Consider the following 18,400-nt stretch of genomic DNA (forward strand, 5'->3'; position numbering starts at 1 on the left):
GATTTGCCCGATCCTCGGTCGCAGATATCCCGGTAGCGACACCGCGGCCGGTTGCCGGAGTCGACGAAAGGTGTGGCCGGTGATCAGCCGGCCGCCGGTGGGCGCGACATCACGGTGAGCCGAACCCCGTAGCGGGGCATGACGCCCGAGGCTCGCTTCAGGGCGCCGGCCGGCGTGCCGGGTACCCCCGGCGGGCCGTGATCGGGTACCTCGGTCCCGGGGAGGGTGGTCAAGCCGCTGCCGGACAACGCCGTTACGGGGCCGGTCGACGGCGCGGTCCAAGACGCTGGCACGGACAACGGGCCGATCGAGCCCGCCCGGCTCATGCTCGCGGTTACCACGTTGGACGGCCCTGCGCCAGCACTGCTTTCGGCCGCCGGGAAGACCGGGGAGAGGTCGGCCGGCAGCAACTCCGCTGGATTTTCGGTGGTCCCAAACAGGCCCAGGTTGTCCTCGGCCCCGATGATTCCGGCAGCGACCGACTCGACATCCTGTGACACGTCCATGGTTGCATAGACCGCGAATATGGCGTCAAGAATGGTGAAGTCCTCGGGCAGAATATTCGGCCAATCCTGGACCGCCTGCAGGGCCTCGGGCGCCAGGGAAGCCAACCACGACAACACGGTCGCGGTGTTTCCGGCGAATCCGCCGATGGCTTGGCTGCCCGCGGCGCTCTGGGCGAGCACCCCGGCCGGGTTGACGCTCAGCTCAGGGTAGGAAAACGGCGTCAGCGCCGTGGCGGCGGCCGCGTTGCTCGCGTAGCCGTACATGGCGGCGGCGTCCTGGGCCCACATTTCCACATATTGCGCCTCGGTAGCCGCGATCGCCGCAGTGTTCTGCCCGAAGAAGTTCGACATGATCAGCGCCTTCAGCCTGCTGCGGTTGGCCGCGACCACTGCGGGAGGAACCGTCATCGCATGGGCCTGCTCGAACGCGGCCGCTGCCGCTCTGGTCTGATCAGCGGACTCCTTCGCTTGGGCGGCAGTCGTTTCCAGCCATTCGACAAATGGAACAGCCGTTGCCAGCATGGACACCGACGCCGGACCGCACCAATACATCGCGGTCAGGGTCGAGATCACCGAGCCGTAGCCCGCGGCCGCGGACGTCAATTCGGCGGCTACCGTATCCCAGCTCCCCGCAGCAGCCAGTAACGAGCGCGGTCCCGGGCCACTGTAGATTCGCGCAGAGTTGATCTCCGGCGGCAAGAATGCGTAATCCATTGCGTCACAGCCCCTTGACTGTTGTGGCCTTCGCGGCGGCTTCGGCGTGGCTTCGGCTTCGGCGTGGGTGCGGGTGCGGGAATAGGACGGAGACCGTCGACGTGCATCACGACATGTGCGGCAGGCCGCGGGCCGCGGTCAGCGTATAGCCGGTCAGACCGTGGCCGCGGGACGGCGACTACCCCGCAGGCGCGCTTGCGGGTGTGGTGAACCGCGGTGTGCCGCGGCTGGCAGCTGGTGTGAACAGGGCTGTGGTGCAATAGCTCCGCAGGTCAGCCAGGAGCCGCGACTTTAAGTCACGGCGAAGCCAAATCGTGTCCGAGACTTTCCTGTGGCTTCCTCAGACGTGCGGTGCCCGGTTAGCCGCGGTGGTTGAAGTTGTCGACAACGCTCTGCAACAGTTCAGGTTGCCGCAGAAACGGGGTGATGATGTCGACCGGCAGCGGGAAGACGACCGTCGAGTTCTGGTCGGCGCCCAGCTCCAAAAGAGTTTGCAGATAGCGCAATTGCAGTGAGGCGGGGCTCTTCGACAAAGTCTCGGCGGCTTCCCGCAGCTCCTCTGACGCCTGCAGCTCTCCTCGGGCGTTGATGACCTTGGCGCGGCGTTCCCGCTCGGCTTCGGCTTCTCGGGCCATGGCCCGTTGCATCGACTCGGGAATCTCGACGTCCTTGATCTCCACCACGCGAACCTGCACACCCCAGGGCTCGGTCATCTTTTCGATGATGGTGCGCAGATCGCTGTTGAGGTCCTCGCGATGTGCCAGGAGGGTATCTAGGTCCGCGCGGCCCAGCAGGGAACGCAGTGTGGTCTGCGCGATCTGCGAGGTGGCCACCGCGTAGTTCTCCACCGCCAGAATCGCTTTCATCGGGTCGGTCACCTGGAACATGACGACCGCATTGACGCGGGCCGGCACGTTGTCACGGGTGATCACCTCCTGCGGCGGGATGGTCAGCGTGACCAGCCGCTGGTCGACCCGGATCATTTTGTCCGCCAATGGGATCAGTAACCGAAGTCCCGGTTGGTAGAGTGGGCGCACATGCCCCACCCGGAACACCACGCCGCGCTCGTACTCGCGCAGCACAGCCAGCGCCAGCACGGCAAGCACTACCAGAACCACGACGCCGACAACGATGAAGCCGATCACCACACCGGTCACGATGTCTTGTCCTCCTTGCCTTCCCAGCCGCCCCAGCGGGTCGAATAGCGGTCGACCGCGGCGGCCACCTGGTCTTCGATCGCGCTGCGATGCGGCAGATGGTCGGGCGCGTTGGACGGGGTGTTCCACAGGTGGCGGGCGAGTGGCAGCCCCAGCACCACGACCACCAGCATGGTGCCCGTCAACACCAACATCTCAGCCGGCGAGTGGTTGGCGATCAACGTGGCCAGCGGCAGCACGATTCCCAACGCGGCCACGCAGCAAGCGATCCCGCGGTGGAACCGTCCGGCGTCCGAGTGCGGCCACGGATCCACCTCGCGACTGATCTCCCGGCCGTGGTCCGACGTCGTGCAGCTGTCTTTGACCGGACAGCTGTTGCACACCACCGGCAACGCCCGATAACGCATGACCCGGTGCTTGGGATCAAACGAACTCGGCCATAGCCATTGGTCCTGTGGACACACCCAGGCGTCATGGTCGCGGTGATAGGTGAACTGGCCGGTGCGCCAGCGTGCCGCACGCGCTGATGCCCGCCGCGCCATCGAGTCGAAGCTCCACCCGATGGCCAGCAACGCCAGCGAATACCCGGCGAACAGCCAGACCGAGGCAGCCGGCGGCGCCACCGCTCAGTCCCTCGCCGGCGACTTAACACCGGATGTCGGCTCCGCCTGAACCTCGGTGTACAGCGGATGTTCCGGCAATTCCTCGACCGTCGAACCGGAGCGGAAGTTGCGCAACGCGGTCCAGGCGATCCAGACGAACGGCAGCACGCCGCCGACGATGAGGATCAGATCACCGGGCATCCGCAGCCATTCGATCACCGCGTTGCCGGGCTTGGTGATGTAGCCCAGCGACCGCGCCTCGAAATAGCCATCGTTGACCGAGTGGTAAAGCTGCAGGATGCCCAGCGGCAGCAGGGTGGCGAACACCATCCAGGCCAAGCCGATGTTCATGCCCCAGAACGAGATTCGCGCCAGCTTCTCCGGCCACTTGTCGGCCGGGATCACATAGCGGAAGGCGAACATCGCCAGGCCGACGGCCAGCATGCCGTAAACCCCCATCATGGCCGCGTGCCCGTGGTTTGCCGTCAGCGCGGTGCCGATCTCGTAGTAGGACACCACCGGCAGGTTGATCAGGAATCCGAAGATGCCCGCGCCCACGAAGTTCCAGAACCCGACCGCGACCAGGAACATCACCGCCCAGCGATGCGGGAACGGGTTGCCGTCGCCGGACTGCTGGCGCGCACCCAGCTGCAGGAACGCCCACGCCTCGACCGTCAGGAAGGTCAACGGAATGACCTCGGCAGCCGAGAAGAAGGCGCCTAGCGCCATGTGCTCCACCGGGGTACCCGAGAAGTACAGGTGGTGCATGGTGCCGATGACGCCGCCGGCGGAGTACAGGATGACATCGAGGAAGATCACGCCGAGGGCAATGCGTTCCCGCACCACACCCAGCAGCACGAACATGTAGGCCACCATCACGGTGGTGAAGAGTTCGAGGAAGTCCTCGACCCACAGGTGCACCACCCAGAACCGCCAGAAGTCGGCGACGGTGTAGTGGGTGCCGCTGCTGGCCAACAACCCGACGGCGTAGAAAGTGGGAATGGCCAGGCCGGAGAAGAAGAACAACCACGGCATGTTCATCTTCGACTCGCCTTTGAGCCGGGCGCGCATGCCGCGGAAGATGATGGCGATCCAGACGAACATGCCGACGATCAGCAGGATCTGCCACAGCCGCGGCAAGTCGAGGTACTCCCACTGCTGGGAGAGCAGCCCGCCCTGGGGAATCACCCCGTAGATGGAGAGCGCCTCGCAGATCAGCGAGCCGAACACCACGACGGCAACCGCGCCCAGCAACACGTAGGCCAGCAGGCCCTGACGTTTGGGCTCCCGACGGCTGATGAACGGCACCAAGAAGATGCCGCCCGCCAGAAACGCCGCCGCGGTCCAGAACAGCGCCAGCTGCAGATGCCAGGTCCGGGCCAGGTTGTACGGCAGCAGCCGGGCCAGGTCCAGGCCGAAGAAGTTCGACAAGTCGGCCCGATAGTGCTCGGCGGCGGCGCCCAGCAGTGTTTGGGCCAGAAAGAGCACCGAGACGATCGCGAAGAACCAGATGGTCGCCCGCTGGGCCGGCGTCAGGCTCACCTCGCCGGGTTGGCGGAAGGAGAGGTTGGACGCCTCGGCGCTGTGCCAGCCGACCTTTTGGCTCCAGCGTCCGTAGATGGCGAACATGATCCCGATGCCGCCCAGCAACGCGATCAGCGACAGCGCCGACCACAGGATCACCGCTGCGGTCGGACCGTTGTCGACGCGCTGCTCGGCCGGCCAGTTGTTGGTGTAGCTGTACTTGTGGCCGGGCCGCTCGGCGGCGGCCGCCCATGCCGTCCAGGCGAAGAACGCGGTCAGGTCGCGGATTTGTGCCTTATCGGTGATCAGCTGCGGCAGCAGCCCGTACTTGGTCGAGTTCTCCCCGAAGTAGGCCGCGTAGTGGTTTTGGATCCGCCCGAACGCCGCGGCCTGGCGGTTGGTGAACACCAGCGTCTTGGTATCGGGGTTGTAGCGGTTGGTCCGGAATTCGGTGACCACCCGATCGCGGGGGTCGGCCACCCCTTGGGCCCGTAGCTGATCGGCGACGTCGTCGGTGGCCATGCGCAGGTAGTCGGCGGTGTAGTCGGGCCCCAGGTAGGCGCCGTGGCCGAGCACCGATCCGTATTGCATGAGGCCACGCGCCTGGTAGAGCTCTTGGCCGCGGGTGATGTCGTCGCCGGTGAACAGGACCTGGCCCGATTCGGCGACGACCTTGTCCGGCAGCGGAATCGCCGCGGTGTACGTGCGGTAGACCAGGATTCCCATCACCAGGAAGCCGAAGATCATCACCAGGGCCACACCCTGAATCCAGCCCTTCCCGATCAGGGGGCGCGACGATTGCCGGCTGGGAATTGGCGATGACGATGTCTGTTGAGCAGCCATTCCGAGATCTCCTGTCTGGATGATGGGCTGTATCGCCGCGGATTCAACTCCTTGTTCACATGCAACGACGGCTCGTAAACATCCAATTCGTCTATCGGCGCGCTGGCAATAGTGCGTTTGACCGACCGTTGTCCTGTAGGGACCAATGGCACTGATATCGGGACCAACGCCCCTGGGTAAGCCGGTTGCCTCATCGATAACGTGCGAGTAGCCAACGGCTCAGCAGAGGAGAGCACGATGAGCAACCCGTCAGCTCCGGCGGTGGTCGTCGGTATCGACGGATCGAAGGCGGCAACCCAGGCGGCGCTGTGGGCGATCGACGAGGCGGTCAGCCGAGACATTCCGCTGCGCCTGGTGTACGTCATCGATCCGCTGGAACCGTCGGGCGGTGGCGGTCGTGATGGTCGGCAAGGTACGGCGCACGCGGCACTGTTCGACGTATGCCGTGCCGTTGAAGCCACCGGACACCCGGTCAAGGTGGAAACCGAAGTCCTGCGGGGCAGGCCGCTCACCAAGCTGATGGAGGAGTCCAGGTCGGCGGTGATGGTGTGTGTCGGGTCCATCGGGCTCAACCACGCGCGCCGCGGCGAAGGCTCGGTCGCGGCGACCCTGGCCGGCTCGGCGCTATGCCCGGTGGCGGTCATCCAGGTGCCCACCGGCGGAATGCCGGCGCCGAAAGTCAGCACGGTGGTCGCGGAGGTGAACAACGGTTCGGTGCTGCGACATGCATTCGAGGAGGCAAGGCTGCGGGGAGTGCCGCTGCGGGCGCTTTCGGCACGCATGGCCGACACATCGGGCGACGCCGGAGACGGAAACCGTTTGGCGCAAGCGCAACTGAGCCGCCGGCTGGCCCGGTGGACGCGGCTGTACCCTGACGTCAAAATCGAGTCGACCGTCATCCGCGGGCATGCCTGCCGTTACATCACCGCCAACGCCAAGCCGGACCAGCTATATGTCACCGACTCCCATGCCGCCCAGGCATGCAACGTCTACAGCGCAGGATGCTCGGTGCTGACCGTGCGCAGTGGCAACCTCTAGGAACAGCCAATCTCGGGACTATCTCAGGAGTGAAGTCTTGGTAACAGTCTTCTTGGTCGACGACCACGAGGTGGTACGGCGCGGTCTGATCGACCTGCTCGACGCGGACCCTCAACTCGAGGTCGTCGGTGAGGCGGGTTCGGTGGGCGAAGCGATGGCCAGAATTCCGGCGGCTAACCCCGACGTGGCGGTGCTCGACGTCCGGTTGCCCGACGGCAATGGCATCGAGCTGTGCCGAGATCTGTTGTCGCGCATGCCGGAACTGCGCTGTCTGATCCTGACGTCGTACACCTCCGATGAGGCGATGCTGGATGCGATCCTGGCCGGTGCCAGTGGCTACGTCGTCAAGGACATCAAGGGAATGGAATTGGCCCGTGCGGTCAAAGAAGTGGGCGCGGGACGGTCGCTGCTCGACAATCGGGCAGCGGCCGCGCTGATGTCCAAACTGCGGGGCGGTGTCGAGGAGCCGGACCCGTTGTCCGGCCTGACCGAACAGGAGCGCACGCTGCTGGGGCTGCTGAGCGAGGGCCTTACCAACAAGCAGATTGCCGACCGGATGTTCTTGGCCGAAAAGACGGTGAAGAACTACGTATCCCGGCTGTTGGCCAAGCTGGGAATGGAGCGCCGGACGCAGGCCGCGGTATTCGCAACGCAGTTGCAGCGTTCGCGACCGGGCGCGGGGTGACGCGCACCCATGGCTGATGGCAGGCTTCCCGTCGATCCCGGCACAACCCTGGACGCCGGTCTGCGTCCGCTGCGCCAAACGCTTTCTCAGCTGCGGCTGCGTGAGCTGCTGGTGGAAGTGCAGGAGCGGGTCGAGCAGATCGTGGAGGGCCGCGACCGCCTCGACGGGCTGGTGGAAGCCATGCTCGTCGTCACGTCGGGTCTGGACTTGGACGCGACCCTGCGCACGATCGTGCACTCGGCGACCAATCTCGTCGACGCCCGCTACGGTGCCCTGGAGGTTCACGACCGGGACAAGCGGGTGCTGCAGTTCGTCTATGAGGGCTTCGACGAAGAGACCGTCGAGCGGATCGGCCACCTGCCGCAGGGCCTCGGCATCATCGGTCTGCTCATCGACGAGCCCAAACCGCTACGGCTGGACGACCTTTCACTGCATCCGGCATCCGTCGGCTTTCCGACCAACCATCCGCCCATGAGCACCTTCCTCGGGGTGCCGGTTCGGGTGCACGACATGTCGCTGGGCACGTTGTACCTGACCGACAAGACCAACGGTCAGCCGTTCAGCGACGACGACGAATTGCTGGTCCAGGCGCTGGCCGCGGCCGCGGGCATCGCCATTGCGAACGCCCGGCTTTACCAACAGGCCACGGCGCGACAGTCGTGGATCGAGGCCACCCGCGACATCGCCACCGAATTGCTCTCCGGCGCCGAACCCGCGACGGTGTTTCGGCTGGTCGCCGAGGAGGCGCTCAAGCTAACTGGGGCCGACGCGGCCCTGGTTGCCGTTCCGCTCGACGAGAACGTGCCGGCCGTCGACGTGACGGAGCTACTGGTGATCGAGACGGTGGGCAGCGCCGTGGCTTCCGTTATGGGGCAAGTCATTTCGTTGGCGGATGCCGCCCTCGCGGATGTCTGCGTCGACAGCAGCCCCAAACAGGTCGAGAAGTTCGAGCTGGACGGTGCCGACGTCGCTGGTCCGGCGCTGCTGTTGCCGCTACGGGCTACCGATACCTGCGCCGGCGTCGTCGTGCTGTTGCGTCACGACAGTTCCGGACCGGCCACCGAGGACCAACTCGAGATGATGGCCGCCTTCTCCGACCAGGCCGCGCTGGCACTGCAGCTGGCCAGCTCGCAGCGCCGGATGCGTGAGCTCGACGTCGTGACCGAGCGCGACCGGATCGCGCGCGACCTGCATGACCACGTGATCCAGCGGCTTTTCGCCGTCGGTCTGGCGTTGCAGGCTGCCGTTCCCCGGACACGGGTTCCCGAAGTGCAGCAAAGGCTTTCGGAGGCGATCGACGATCTGCAGGGAGTCATCCAGGAGATCCGCACCACGATTTTCGACCTGCACGGCGGCTCGCAGGGCATCACCCGGCTCCGGCAGCGAATCGATACCGCGGTCGCCCAATTCGCCGGATCGGGGTTGCGCACCTCGGTGCAGTTCGTCGGGCCGCTGTCGGTGGTCGACAACCTGCTGGCCGACCACGCCGAGGCAGTGGTCAGGGAAGCGGTCAGCAACGCCGTCCGCCACGCGCGGGCCACGACATTGATGGTCCGGGTCCAAGTCGCCGACGACCTGTGCATCGAGGTGAGCGATAACGGATGCGGAATGCCCGAGCAGTTCACCGCTAGCGGCCTGACCAATCTGCGCCGGCGCGCAGCGGAGGCCGGCGGCGAATTCGCCATCGAAGCCGCCGCCGGTGGCGGTACATTGCTGCGCTGGTCAGCCCCGCTCATCCAGTAGCTCCCGGGGCCCGTCGACGACCTGCGACAGACTACGCCGCGGCGTGGCCGGTAACGGGTCGGCATTGATCGGCGCCCAACCGACTCGGAGCAGCATCTGCGGGTAGCCGCTGTCGCCGAACACGTCCGCGCGAACGGCGTCGCGCGTGCTCTGGATCTCCAATGGTTCGGTGATCGGGCAGGACGCCAATCCCATGGCGGTCGCTGTCAACAGGACGGCGCTGGTTGCCTCTCCGGCCCGTAGCCGAGACACCCGGTCGTCGTGGTCGGTGCCCAGGGCCACGATGACGCCGCCGTCGTCGGCGGGCGAGACGCCGGAGGGTTGGGCCAGCGCCGGCGCCGCGAACAGCCGTCCCGGGATCGGGGCGCTGCGATCCGACGGCGGAGTGTTCCGGGCCGGAACCCCGGCCACGCCGCCGTACCGGCCACTCCAAGTGGTGAGCTCGCGGATGTACCCTTCGTCGCCCGCATGGCGCCACACAGCTTGGGCGACAATTGATCTCATCCTGTCCAGCTCGTCGACCTGGCGCAGCATGACCCCACAGCGAGCAGCCCGCGCGGCCATCTGGGCGACGTCACCTCCGGCCACCGGCCAGCTGCTGTAGACGCGACGGTCGGTCCGGCGCCGCGGAATGGCCGCGGCGAGTGCGATGTCGGCGTGATCGGCATCCTGGGCCTGGACCTCGATGGTCGCGAGGTGGCGGGGGTTGTCCGGATCGGGCAGCCGGTTCACCTTGGCGCGCCAGCCCATCGACGCCAAGGCAACGACACAGTGATGCAGCGCGACACCGCAGCTAATGATCAGATCGCGCCCGTCGGGATCGGTGCTGTGCAGTTGCATGTCGGGCTCGGAGAACAGGTCCAGACTTGCCGCGCCCACCCGCCACCGCCACGGCTGGGTGTTGTGGACCGAGGGCGCGCGGGTAGCCAGCGTGAGGACCGCTCGAAGGGTGCCCGCGTCCGGGAATTGGGCATTCATGGCTGCCTTTCCGATTCAGACCAGCCGTCCCATCGCTGTCATGCATCAAGGATCGGGGCGGGGCAATTGATCGTGGCAGAGGACGAAGCCCTCGGCAAGCAGGGACCTTTGGCCCTGCCGCGACGCCCCGGCGGCAGGCATAGTGGTACCGAGAGTTGCAGATAACTGGGAAAAGACGCTGATGATGACTCACCTGACGACGCTGGATGCCGGTTTTCTCAAGGCCGAAGATGTTGATCCGCGAGTCAGTCTGGCCATCGGTGGCCTCGCGGTCATCGAAGGCCCCGCGCCCGACCAGGATGTGTTGGTGGCGCTGTTTGCCGAGCGCATTCGCGCCTGTCCGCGGTTCGGGCAACGGTTGCGGCTGCACCCCTTGGACCTGGGTGCTCCCGAATGGGTAGACGACCCGGACTTCGACATCGACCGGCACGTGCGGCGGGTTGCGGTCCCACATCCGGGCGACGACCGCGAGCTGTACCGGCTGGTCGCCGACGTGATGGCCCGGCGTTTGGACCGCGACCGCCCGCTATGGGAGCTCTGGGTCATCGAAGGTCTCACCGACGACAGGTGGGCGATGCTGACCAAGGTCCACCACTGCATGGCCGACGGAATCGCGGCTTCCCACATCCTGGCCGGATTGTGCGACCCCAGCGGTCATGTCGCTCGGGACAGTTTCGCGGAGAAGACCCACGCCGCGCTGAAACCAGAACTGGGCGCATCGAATCCGCTGAGCCTGCTGAGTGGCCTAGGGACTGCCCCCGGCGCGATCACATCAGGTATCGTCCGCATCGTCCGGGGTGCCGGCGGACTGGTCGCGGGTCTGTTGACCCCCGCCGAGTCGACGCTGAACGGGCCGCTGAGCGACTTGCGCCGGTTCGGCGGGGCGCGGGTCTCCCTGGCCGATCTCGATGTGGTGTGTCAGACGTTCGGTGTCACCATCAACGACGTTGCGCTGGCGGCGATTACCGAGAGCTACCGCAACGTCCTGGTCGCGCGTGGGCAGCGGCCCCGGCGGGGTTCGTTGCGCACCTTGGTGCCGGTTTCGGTCCGTTCGACGGACGCCTTCGGTGAGGTCGACAATCGCGTATCCGCGATGCTTCCAAATCTTCCCGTGGAGGAAGAGGATCCGGTGCAGCGGCTGCGGAGCGTGCATGAACGGTTGAGCCGGGCCAAGACCAGCGGTCAGCCGCAAGCCGGAAACGTGTTCATGTCAGTTGCGAATCGCCTTCCATTCGCGATGACGGCCCGGGCGGTCGGGCTGTTGATGCGGTTGCCCCAGCGTGGGATCGTGACGGTGGCGACGAATGTGCCCGGGCCGCGTCACCCGCTAAAGGTCTTGGGTAAAAGGGTGGTCGCGGTATTCCCGGTTCCGCCGCTGGCGATGCACCTGCGAACCGGGGTCGCGATGCTCAGCTACGCTGACGACCTGTGCTTCGGCATTCTCACCGACTACGACGCGGTGACCGATGTCGATCAACTGGCGCGGGGAATCGAAGCCGCGGTAGCACGGCTGGTGGCAATCAGCAAGCGGCGCAAGGCCCGCCGCAGTAAGGGACGGCTGTCCCTAGTCGTGTGACCGGTCGTCACGCAAACGTCTCGGTGCGGTCCGGCTCCGGTCCGAACAAGAAACGCCGGCCGGTGATTTCGGACGGGGTGACCCGCACGTAATGCAGCTTCAACGTCGCGACCCATGGCCGCAGTTGGGCTTGCTCGGCTTTCCGGACCTCGGCGTCGGTACGCAGAACCCGTGCATGGCCTTTGACGATGACGCTCCAGCCTTCCACCGCGTCGTGATCGTCGGCTTCGAATGCGACCGGGCTATTCGTCACGGCGAGAAACAATTTCGTGCCCTCGGCGGTGCGGAAGAGCACGGTGCGGTCCTGCACGACATAGTTGACCGGGAAGATCTCGGGCTCACCGGCGATGCTGGTCACCAGTCGGCCGAGCGCGGCGCTGCTCAGGAGTTTCCAGCTTTCGTCGGCTGACAGGAAGGTAACGGGCTCGTCGGGCATCGGCTCAACCTTTCTCGGGCTTTTCGCGAATTTCCAGGACGGTGTTCAGCGGCCGCCGCGGTGTGGGCGGGGGAGCGTCGTCGATCGGTGGCGTGATCCCGACGCGTACCAGGACCTGCGGCTCGCCGCGGTGGCCGATCAGGCCGCGGACGATGTCGCGGCTTTCGCTCGACTCGATGAGATGCGACAGCGTGCAGGTCGCCATACCCGCCATGGTGCATTCGAGCAGGACGGTCGACAGCGCTTCGCCGCAACGCAGTACGTCCAGTCGAGTGTCCCCGGGTGTGGACAGCACCAGGATTTTCGACCAGTCGGCCGTGATCTGCGGGCGGCGCTGCTGGTGGCTTCGTACTGGAAAATCCCTGCCGACGTCGACCCGAAGGCGTTCGGTGTCGGATGCCAGCGCACTCGGAGGTACGCCCTCTGCCAACGCGAATGGCGAAGTCCACCAGTCGAGTTCGGCATGATAAGACGGATCGTCACGACGCAGGGCTTCGCTGTACAGTGACGCCTGCACCAGTAGTGATCGTTGCTCGTCGGCGAGGACATCCAGCATCGCGACATCGTCGTCCACGGCGGCGCGCAGGGCCGGCTCGAAAAGGTCCCAGTAACTGGGGCGGTCCAGCGGAAGCCGATCGGTTCGGCGCTGCAGAATCGCCTCGGCCCGCTGTCGCTGGGCCGCGGTGACGTGATCGGTGGGGCTAAATTCCATGGTGGCCAGGTGGTCGGGGCGACCTGGGATGGGGAAGCGAGTGATGCTCGGCTGCGACTGCGCGGCCGTCATCGCCACGCGCAGGTGATCGAGCGCCGCGCCGCAGCTGATGAGTGCCTCACGGCCGGAATGATCTGTCGCCCGCACGATTCGGTGGCGATCGACGAAGAGGTGGGCGGTGTAGACGTCGGCATGGTGCTCTACGACCCACCGCCAGGGTTGACTGTTGTGCACCGACGGGGCGCGGCAGGCCAGCAGGACTGCGTTCGCGAGCACCTCGATGTCCACACGGTGGACGTTACGGGCCATTGTCCGTAGTTGATAGGGTCATTCGTCATTTCGGCAAATGTCGAGTGTCACTGTGGTTTCAAGGTAATGGTTGGGCCGTTTGGTGACGCTGGTATCGGGCGGGTCGCGGCTTGCGGGTGTGCAGCGGGATTCGTGGCTCGAGAGTCGCGGGAATCCGTCGCTCACCGAGCGGTCAAGGCAGGCTTGCGGATTCGTCGATGCCGATACGTTCGTGCAGGCGTGTCAGCGGCGCGGGCGCCCACCAATTCCACTGGCCCATGAGGAACATGAACGCCGGAACCAGGATCATCCGCACCACGGTGGCGTCGACCAGCACCGCGATCGTGAGCCCGAGACCGAATATCCGCATGGACGAGACGTCGGCAGAAGTCAGTGCCGCAAAGCTGATCGCCATGATCAACGCTGCGGCGGTGATCACGCGGCCGGTGTGGGCGAGGCCGCGGGTGACGCTTTCGTCATTGGCGGCTCGTCGTGGGGCCGGGGGCCATGGCGGACATATCCCGCGTCGGCACGCACCAATACTCGCGGATTCTCGCGATCAGGAAGACTTCGTAGTCCATCGACAAACCGAATGCGATGCGGAACAGCAACACCGCGAGGTTGGACTGTGCGCGCTGCGCAGCGCGTTTGCGGCAGGCGCAGCAACGGTTTTCGCCGTCGACCTGGTCGGGGGGCGATTGGGGCGAGCTGCCGACCGGGGTGCGGCGCCGATCATGCCTCCGGGGTCAAGGGCTACGCGATTGCCGGGTCCCGGTCGGGTGAACGGGTGAAGGTCTTGCTCACGCCGTGACGGTGACGCGCGTGGTGGCGGTGACAGCCGGCAGGAAGCGCAGCCCCAAGGCATAGATCGGCGCTACCGGTCCTCCCGGGCAGATCAAGCCAGAGACCGGCCCCGTCCGTTCGACGTCGTCGATGTCGGTGGCCGGCGATAGAATTCGAACATGCGTGCGGCTAGTCGCGAAGATGTCATCTCGGCCTTCGATGCGCTCAAGGCGACAATGGCACGGCTGCTCGAGCTCTCCTTCGACGCGTTGACCACTCCCGAACGGCTGGTCTTGCTGGAGCACTGTGAGACGACGCGGCGTCAGCTGCCCAGCATCGAACACTCGCTGATCAATCAGATTGCCGAACAGTCCACCGAGGAGGAATTGGGCGGCAGGCTGCCCGCGGCGTTGGCCAGCCGGCTGCGGATCACCCGCGCTGAGGCCGGCCGGCGGGTGGGCGAGGCCGCCGAGTTGGGGCAGCGTCTGGCCTTGACCGGCGAGCCGTTGGTCCCGCAGCTGAGCGCCACCGCTGCCGCACAGCGTGACGGCCATATCGGCGAGGCGCATGTCCGGGTGATCCGCGACTTTTTCCGCCACCTGCCAGTCGATGTGGACATCGAGACGCGGGAGAAAGCCGAAGCGCATCTGGCCCGGTTGGCCATCCAGTACCGGCCCGACCAGTTGGCGAAGCTGGCGCAGCGGCTGATGGACTGCCTTAACCCCGATGGCACCTATTCCGATGGGGACCGGGCGCGGCGGCGCGGCCTGATCCTGGGCAAGCAGGGCCTTGACGGAATGTCGCGGCTCAATGGCTGGCTGACCCCGGAAACCCGGGCCAGCGTCGAGGCGGTCCTGGCCAAACTAGGCGCTCCGGGCATGTGCAATCCGGCCGACGAGAGCCCGGTAGTTGATGGCCCTGCGCCTGAGGAAGCCGCGCAGCGTGACACCCGCTCGGAAGGCCAACGCAATCACGACGCCCTCAACGCCGCCCTGCGCGGGTTGTTGGCATCAGGAAACCTTGGGCAGCACAACGGGTTACCGGCCAGCATCATCGTGTCCACCACGCTCAAAGACCTGGAATCGGCGTCCGGCAAGGCCCTCACCAGTGGTGGCACCCTGCTGCCCATGTCGGATGTAATCCGCCTGGCCCGCCACGCGAGTCATTATCTGGCGATCTTCGACGACGGCAAACCCCTTGCGCTGTACCACACCAAACGCCTGGCCTCACCCGGGCAACGAATTGTCTTGTGCGCCAAAGAACGTGGCTGCTCAGCGCCGGGCTGTGATGTGCCGATGTATCGCTGCGAGGTCCATCATGTACGGGAGTGGGCCACCACCCGTCGCACCGATGTCGACCAACTCACCCTGGCTTGCGGACCCCACCACAAACTCCTCGACGGCGGCTGGACCACCCGCAAAAACGCCAGGGGTGACACCGAATGGATCCCGCCAGCGCATCTCGACCACGGCCAACCCCGCACCAACGCGTTCCACCACGCCGAAAAACTCCTACGCGACGCAGACGATGACGACGAAGAAGGGGGTTGACCGGGCCGGTGTCATGGCATGCTGAACGCATGGCAGGCAAGGAAATCGATCGGGTCCGGGCGACAAGCGCGCTCGCAGTGATCAAACAGCACCCCGGGATGGTGCTGTTCGCGTTGTCACCGGTGCTGGCATTGCTGGCCGTCATCTGGTGGCTGGCGGGCACCGGCTGGGCTATTGCCACGGCGCTGGTGCTGCTGGTCGTCGGCGGAGCCGTCGTCGTCGTCAAACGCTGACCACACCGCATGCGTTCGTGGTGGGGCTGGGGTGACGTCGAGGACGCGCTGTCGCAGGCGGAGACGCAGGCACTGGCGGAACGCGTCGCAGCGCTGCTGCCCGGCCATGACCTGACCGACCACCAACCTCCGGATCCGACGGCGCTCGGGTTGGCACCACCGCGGATCACCCCGCCGGCGTCGCTGGCCGGGTTGTGCTCGGCCGATCCACTCGATCGCGCCGGGCATGCCCGCGGCAAGGCGTTCCGCGACGTCGCGCGCAACCTGCAGGGCCGCCTCGACCATGTCCCGGACCTGATCGTGCGGCCGCGCAGCGAGCAGGATGTGGTCGACGTGCTGGACTGGTGTACCCGCGAGCACGTCGCCGTCATCCCGTACGGCGGCGGCAGTTCGGTGGTCGGTGGCGTCGAGCCGCGCTTCGACGAGCCGGCGGTCACGGTCGACATCGGCGCGCTGGACGCCGTGCTCGACATTGACCGGGCCAGCCGGGTGGCGCGTATCCAGGCCGGCACATTCGGTCCGTCGATCGAAAACCAGCTTCGCCCACACGATCTCACGCTGCGCCATTTCCCGCAGTCCTTCGGCTTTTCGACTCTCGGCGGCTGGCTGGCGACCCGCTCCGGGGGACACTTCGCCACCCTGTACACCCACATCGACGACCTGACCGAGTCGATGTGCGTCGTCACCCCGGCCGGAATCAGCGAGTCGCTCCGGCTGCCCGGGTCCGGCGCCGGACCGTCCCCGGACCGGCTGTTCCTCGGTTCGGAAGGCATCCTCGGCATCATCACCGAGGCCTGGATGCGGTTGCAGGACCGGCCGCGCTGGCAGCTCACCGTGTCGATCGCCTTCGACGACTGGGCCGCCGCGGTGACGGCAACCCGGACCATCGCCCAGGCCGGCCTGTATCCCGCGAATTGCCGGCTACTGGACCCGGCCGAGGCATTCCTGAACGCTGGCATCACGGTCAGCGGCGGGTTGCTGGTGCTGGCTTTCGAGTCGGCGGACCACCCCGTCGACGCGTGGCTGGCTCGGGCGGTGGAGATCGCCGCCGACTACGGCGGCCGCACCACCGCGCGCCGTGGCCGCGAAACAGCAACCAGCACAACGGAAAACGATGCCTCCACGAACTGGCGCTCGGCGTTCCTGCGGATGCCCTACCAACGAGACGCCCTGGCCCGCCGTAGCGTCATCGCCGAAACATTCGAAACCGCTTGCACCTGGGCCGGATTCGACACCCTGCACGCCGCGGTGACCGATGCCGCACGACGAGCGATCGCACACGTCTGCGGAACCGGCCTGGTGACCTGCCGATTCACCCATGTCTACCCCGACGGTCCGGCCCCGTACTACGGCATCTACGCGGGCGGACGCTGGGGTTCGCTGGACGCGCAGTGGGACGAGATCAAAGCCGCCGTGTCCGAGGCGATCAGCACGGCCGGCGGCACCATCACCCACCACCACGCCGTGGGCCGCGACCACCGCCCGTGGTACGACCGGCAGCGCCCCGATCCATTTGCGGCGGCCCTGCGTGCGGCGAAGTCCGTGCTCGACCCGGCCGGAATCCTCAACCCCGGTGTGCTTGTCGACCCCTGATCAGCCGCGCCCCACGCGGAGCAACTCGGCCACGTTCGGCAGCTTGACGCGGGGACGCCCGTGCGGCTCCCCGGCCGCCCGTTCGAAGTGGTCGATGATTTTCCACTGCGCCGTCGTGACCAGTTGAGGTTGCCGGGATGCCAGCCAGGCGGCCAGCTGCTCGCCATGGTCGGGTGGGAATTCCGTGAGCGCTTCGGTAGCCGCCAGGTCGGCGATCAGGGTGTCGACGGTGTCCTGGGAGTCCTTCTTGTTGGTGCCGATCACGCCGGTCGGGCCGCGTTTGATCCACCCCACCACATATTCGTTGCGGCTGCCTTCAACCCGGCCAGCGGTGTTGGGAATGGTCCCGCGTTTCTCGTCGAACGGCAGTCCGGGCGTCGGCACCCCGCGGTAGCCGACGGAACGCACCACCAGCTGCACCGGCAACTCCTCGCGCTCGCCGGTGTCCCTGGCCGAAACCCACCCGCTCTCGTCGGCGACCAGTTCGTTGCGGCCGAGCACGATCTGCTCCACCTTGCCGTCGCCTCTGATCTCGATTGGGGAGGTCATGAACCGGAACACAATCCGACGGTGGCCTTCACGGGGCGCGCGCTGGGCGTAATCGCGCAGCACCTTGATGTTCTGCTTGGCGGTCTTGCCGGCCGCCGCCGCGTCCTCGTCGCTGATGCCCTCCAGCTGGGCCGGGTCGACCACCACGTCCACCCCCTCCAGCTCACCCAGTTCCCGCAACTCCAACGTGGTGAACGCTGCCTGCAGCGGACCGCGCCGGCCGACGAGCACCACTTCCCGGACGCCGCAGGGGCGCAGCGACTCCAGCGCGTGATCGGCGATATCGGTGCACGCCAGCACCTCGGGGTCGGTGACCAGGATGCGCGCGACGTCGATGGCGACGTTGCCGTTGCCGACCACCACAGCCCGGGCACCCGACAGATCCGGCGTCGCATGTTCGAAGTTGGGATGTGCGTTGTACCAGCCCACGAAATCGACGGCGGCGATGCTGCCCGGCAAATCCTCCCCGGGAATGTTCAGCGGCTTGTCGGATTGTGCCCCGACGGCGTAGATCACCGCGTGGTAGCGCTCGGAGAGTTCGCCGGGGGAGACGTGTTCGCCCACCACTATGTTGCCGAAGAAACGGAAGCGGGGATCTTCGGCCGTCTTCTCGAAGGTTTTGCTGATCGACTTGATCTTGGGGTGGTCCGGGGCGACACCGGAGCGAACAAGTCCCCAGGGCGTCGGCAGCATCTCCAGCATGTCGACGGCCACGTCGATGTGGTCGGAGCCGTCGGCGGCCTTCAGCAGCGATGCCGCGGCGAAGAACCCCGACGGCCCGGAGCCGACGATGGCGACGTGGTAGGGACGGTGGTGTGGCCGCATGCTCGAGCTTTCTGTTCGTGCCCGGAATGGGAAGTGTCGCGGTAGCGCGATGCACTGGTCCCATG

15 protein-coding genes and 2 pseudogenes are annotated in these 18,400 nt (G+C 66.4%); 8 read left to right on the plus strand and 9 right to left on the minus strand.

Annotation, left to right across the window (positions count from 1 at the left end; all coding sequences use genetic code 11):
• Nucleotides 1-83: 83 nt before the first annotated feature.
• The 4 genes from B4U45_RS21835 to B4U45_RS21850 form a co-directional block, all read right to left on the minus strand.
• A complete protein-coding gene (locus B4U45_RS21835) occupies nt 84-1,220 on the minus strand; it encodes a PPE family protein (protein ID WP_075548840.1) in 1,137 nt (378 codons plus the stop codon).
• A gap of 359 nt (nt 1,221-1,579) precedes the next feature.
• Nucleotides 1,580-2,377, minus strand: a complete 798-nt coding sequence (locus tag B4U45_RS21840; RefSeq protein WP_075548839.1) for a slipin family protein — start codon at nt 2,375-2,377, stop codon at nt 1,580-1,582.
• Nucleotides 2,374-3,000: a hypothetical protein gene (locus tag B4U45_RS21845; protein ID WP_075548838.1), complete on the minus strand. Its 627-nt coding sequence runs from the start codon at nt 2,998-3,000 to the stop codon at nt 2,374-2,376. Before B4U45_RS21845 ends, B4U45_RS21840 begins: the two co-directional genes overlap by 4 nt.
• Before the next feature lie 3 nt (nt 3,001-3,003).
• Complete coding sequence (locus B4U45_RS21850; protein ID WP_219859510.1) at nt 3,004-5,346, minus strand: nitric-oxide reductase large subunit; 2,343 nt, start codon at nt 5,344-5,346, stop codon at nt 3,004-3,006.
• 237 nt (nt 5,347-5,583) lie between these two features.
• On the opposite strand from B4U45_RS21850, the gene B4U45_RS21855 reads away from it, so the two are divergent.
• From B4U45_RS21855 to B4U45_RS21865, 3 genes are read left to right on the plus strand one after another with little or no spacing between them, the layout of a single operon-like run.
• Nucleotides 5,584-6,384: a universal stress protein gene (locus B4U45_RS21855; protein WP_075548836.1), complete on the plus strand. Its 801-nt coding sequence runs from the start codon at nt 5,584-5,586 to the stop codon at nt 6,382-6,384.
• A 37-nt stretch (nt 6,385-6,421) separates the two neighbouring features.
• A complete protein-coding gene (gene dosR / locus B4U45_RS21860) occupies nt 6,422-7,069 on the plus strand; it encodes a hypoxia response regulator transcription factor DosR/DevR (RefSeq protein WP_075548835.1) in 648 nt (215 codons plus the stop codon).
• A gap of 9 nt (nt 7,070-7,078) precedes the next feature.
• Nucleotides 7,079-8,812 (plus strand): GAF domain-containing sensor histidine kinase, encoded by a 1,734-nt coding sequence (locus B4U45_RS21865; RefSeq protein WP_075548834.1) that lies wholly within the window; start codon nt 7,079-7,081, stop codon nt 8,810-8,812.
• On the opposite strand, the gene B4U45_RS21870 is transcribed toward B4U45_RS21865, so the two are convergent.
• Nucleotides 8,792-9,790, minus strand: coding sequence for an Acg family FMN-binding oxidoreductase (locus B4U45_RS21870; protein WP_075548833.1), 999 nt, complete (start codon nt 9,788-9,790; stop codon nt 8,792-8,794). The two genes, B4U45_RS21865 and B4U45_RS21870, sit on opposite strands and share 21 nt — an antisense overlap.
• A 184-nt stretch (nt 9,791-9,974) precedes the next feature.
• Between B4U45_RS21870 and B4U45_RS21875 the strand changes: the two genes are divergently transcribed.
• Nucleotides 9,975-11,366 carry a WS/DGAT/MGAT family O-acyltransferase gene (locus tag B4U45_RS21875; RefSeq protein ID WP_075548832.1) on the plus strand — a complete coding sequence of 464 codons (1,392 nt, stop codon included), beginning with the start codon at nt 9,975-9,977 and terminating at the stop codon, nt 11,364-11,366.
• 7 nt (nt 11,367-11,373) lie between these two features.
• Here B4U45_RS21875 and B4U45_RS21880 read toward each other — a convergent pair whose 3' ends face one another.
• The 3 genes and pseudogenes from B4U45_RS21880 to B4U45_RS21890 form a co-directional block, all read right to left on the minus strand.
• Nucleotides 11,374-11,802, minus strand: coding sequence for a pyridoxamine 5'-phosphate oxidase family protein (locus B4U45_RS21880; protein ID WP_075548831.1), 429 nt, complete (start codon nt 11,800-11,802; stop codon nt 11,374-11,376).
• Nucleotides 11,803-11,806: 4 nt separating this feature from the next.
• Complete coding sequence (locus tag B4U45_RS21885) at nt 11,807-12,790, minus strand: Acg family FMN-binding oxidoreductase (protein WP_089025018.1); 984 nt, start codon at nt 12,788-12,790, stop codon at nt 11,807-11,809.
• Between the two features lie 205 nt (nt 12,791-12,995).
• A pseudogene (locus B4U45_RS21890) lies at nt 12,996-13,428 on the minus strand (MMPL family transporter); the annotation flags it as partial.
• Between B4U45_RS21890 and B4U45_RS21895 the strand changes: the two are divergent.
• From B4U45_RS21895 to B4U45_RS21910, 4 genes and pseudogenes are all read left to right on the plus strand, one after another.
• Nucleotides 13,423-13,581: pseudogene (locus tag B4U45_RS21895) on the plus strand (dehydrogenase); the annotation flags it as partial. The pseudogenes B4U45_RS21890 and B4U45_RS21895 sit on opposite strands and share 6 nt — an antisense overlap.
• A 183-nt stretch (nt 13,582-13,764) precedes the next feature.
• Complete coding sequence (locus B4U45_RS21900) at nt 13,765-15,135, plus strand: HNH endonuclease signature motif containing protein (protein WP_075548828.1); 1,371 nt, start codon at nt 13,765-13,767, stop codon at nt 15,133-15,135.
• 29 nt (nt 15,136-15,164) lie between these two features.
• Nucleotides 15,165-15,368: a hypothetical protein gene (locus B4U45_RS21905; protein WP_075548827.1), complete on the plus strand. Its 204-nt coding sequence runs from the start codon at nt 15,165-15,167 to the stop codon at nt 15,366-15,368.
• A gap of 9 nt (nt 15,369-15,377) precedes the next feature.
• Complete coding sequence (locus tag B4U45_RS21910) at nt 15,378-16,961, plus strand: FAD-binding oxidoreductase (protein ID WP_075548826.1); 1,584 nt, start codon at nt 15,378-15,380, stop codon at nt 16,959-16,961.
• Here the strand turns inward: B4U45_RS21910 and B4U45_RS21915 are convergent, their stop codons facing one another.
• Nucleotides 16,962-18,335: an FAD-dependent oxidoreductase gene (locus B4U45_RS21915; RefSeq protein ID WP_075548825.1), complete on the minus strand. Its 1,374-nt coding sequence runs from the start codon at nt 18,333-18,335 to the stop codon at nt 16,962-16,964.
• Nucleotides 18,336-18,400: the final 65 nt, after the last annotated feature.

Source organism: Mycobacterium persicum (assembly GCF_002086915.1).
GTDB classification, from domain to species: domain Bacteria; phylum Actinomycetota; class Actinomycetes; order Mycobacteriales; family Mycobacteriaceae; genus Mycobacterium; species Mycobacterium persicum.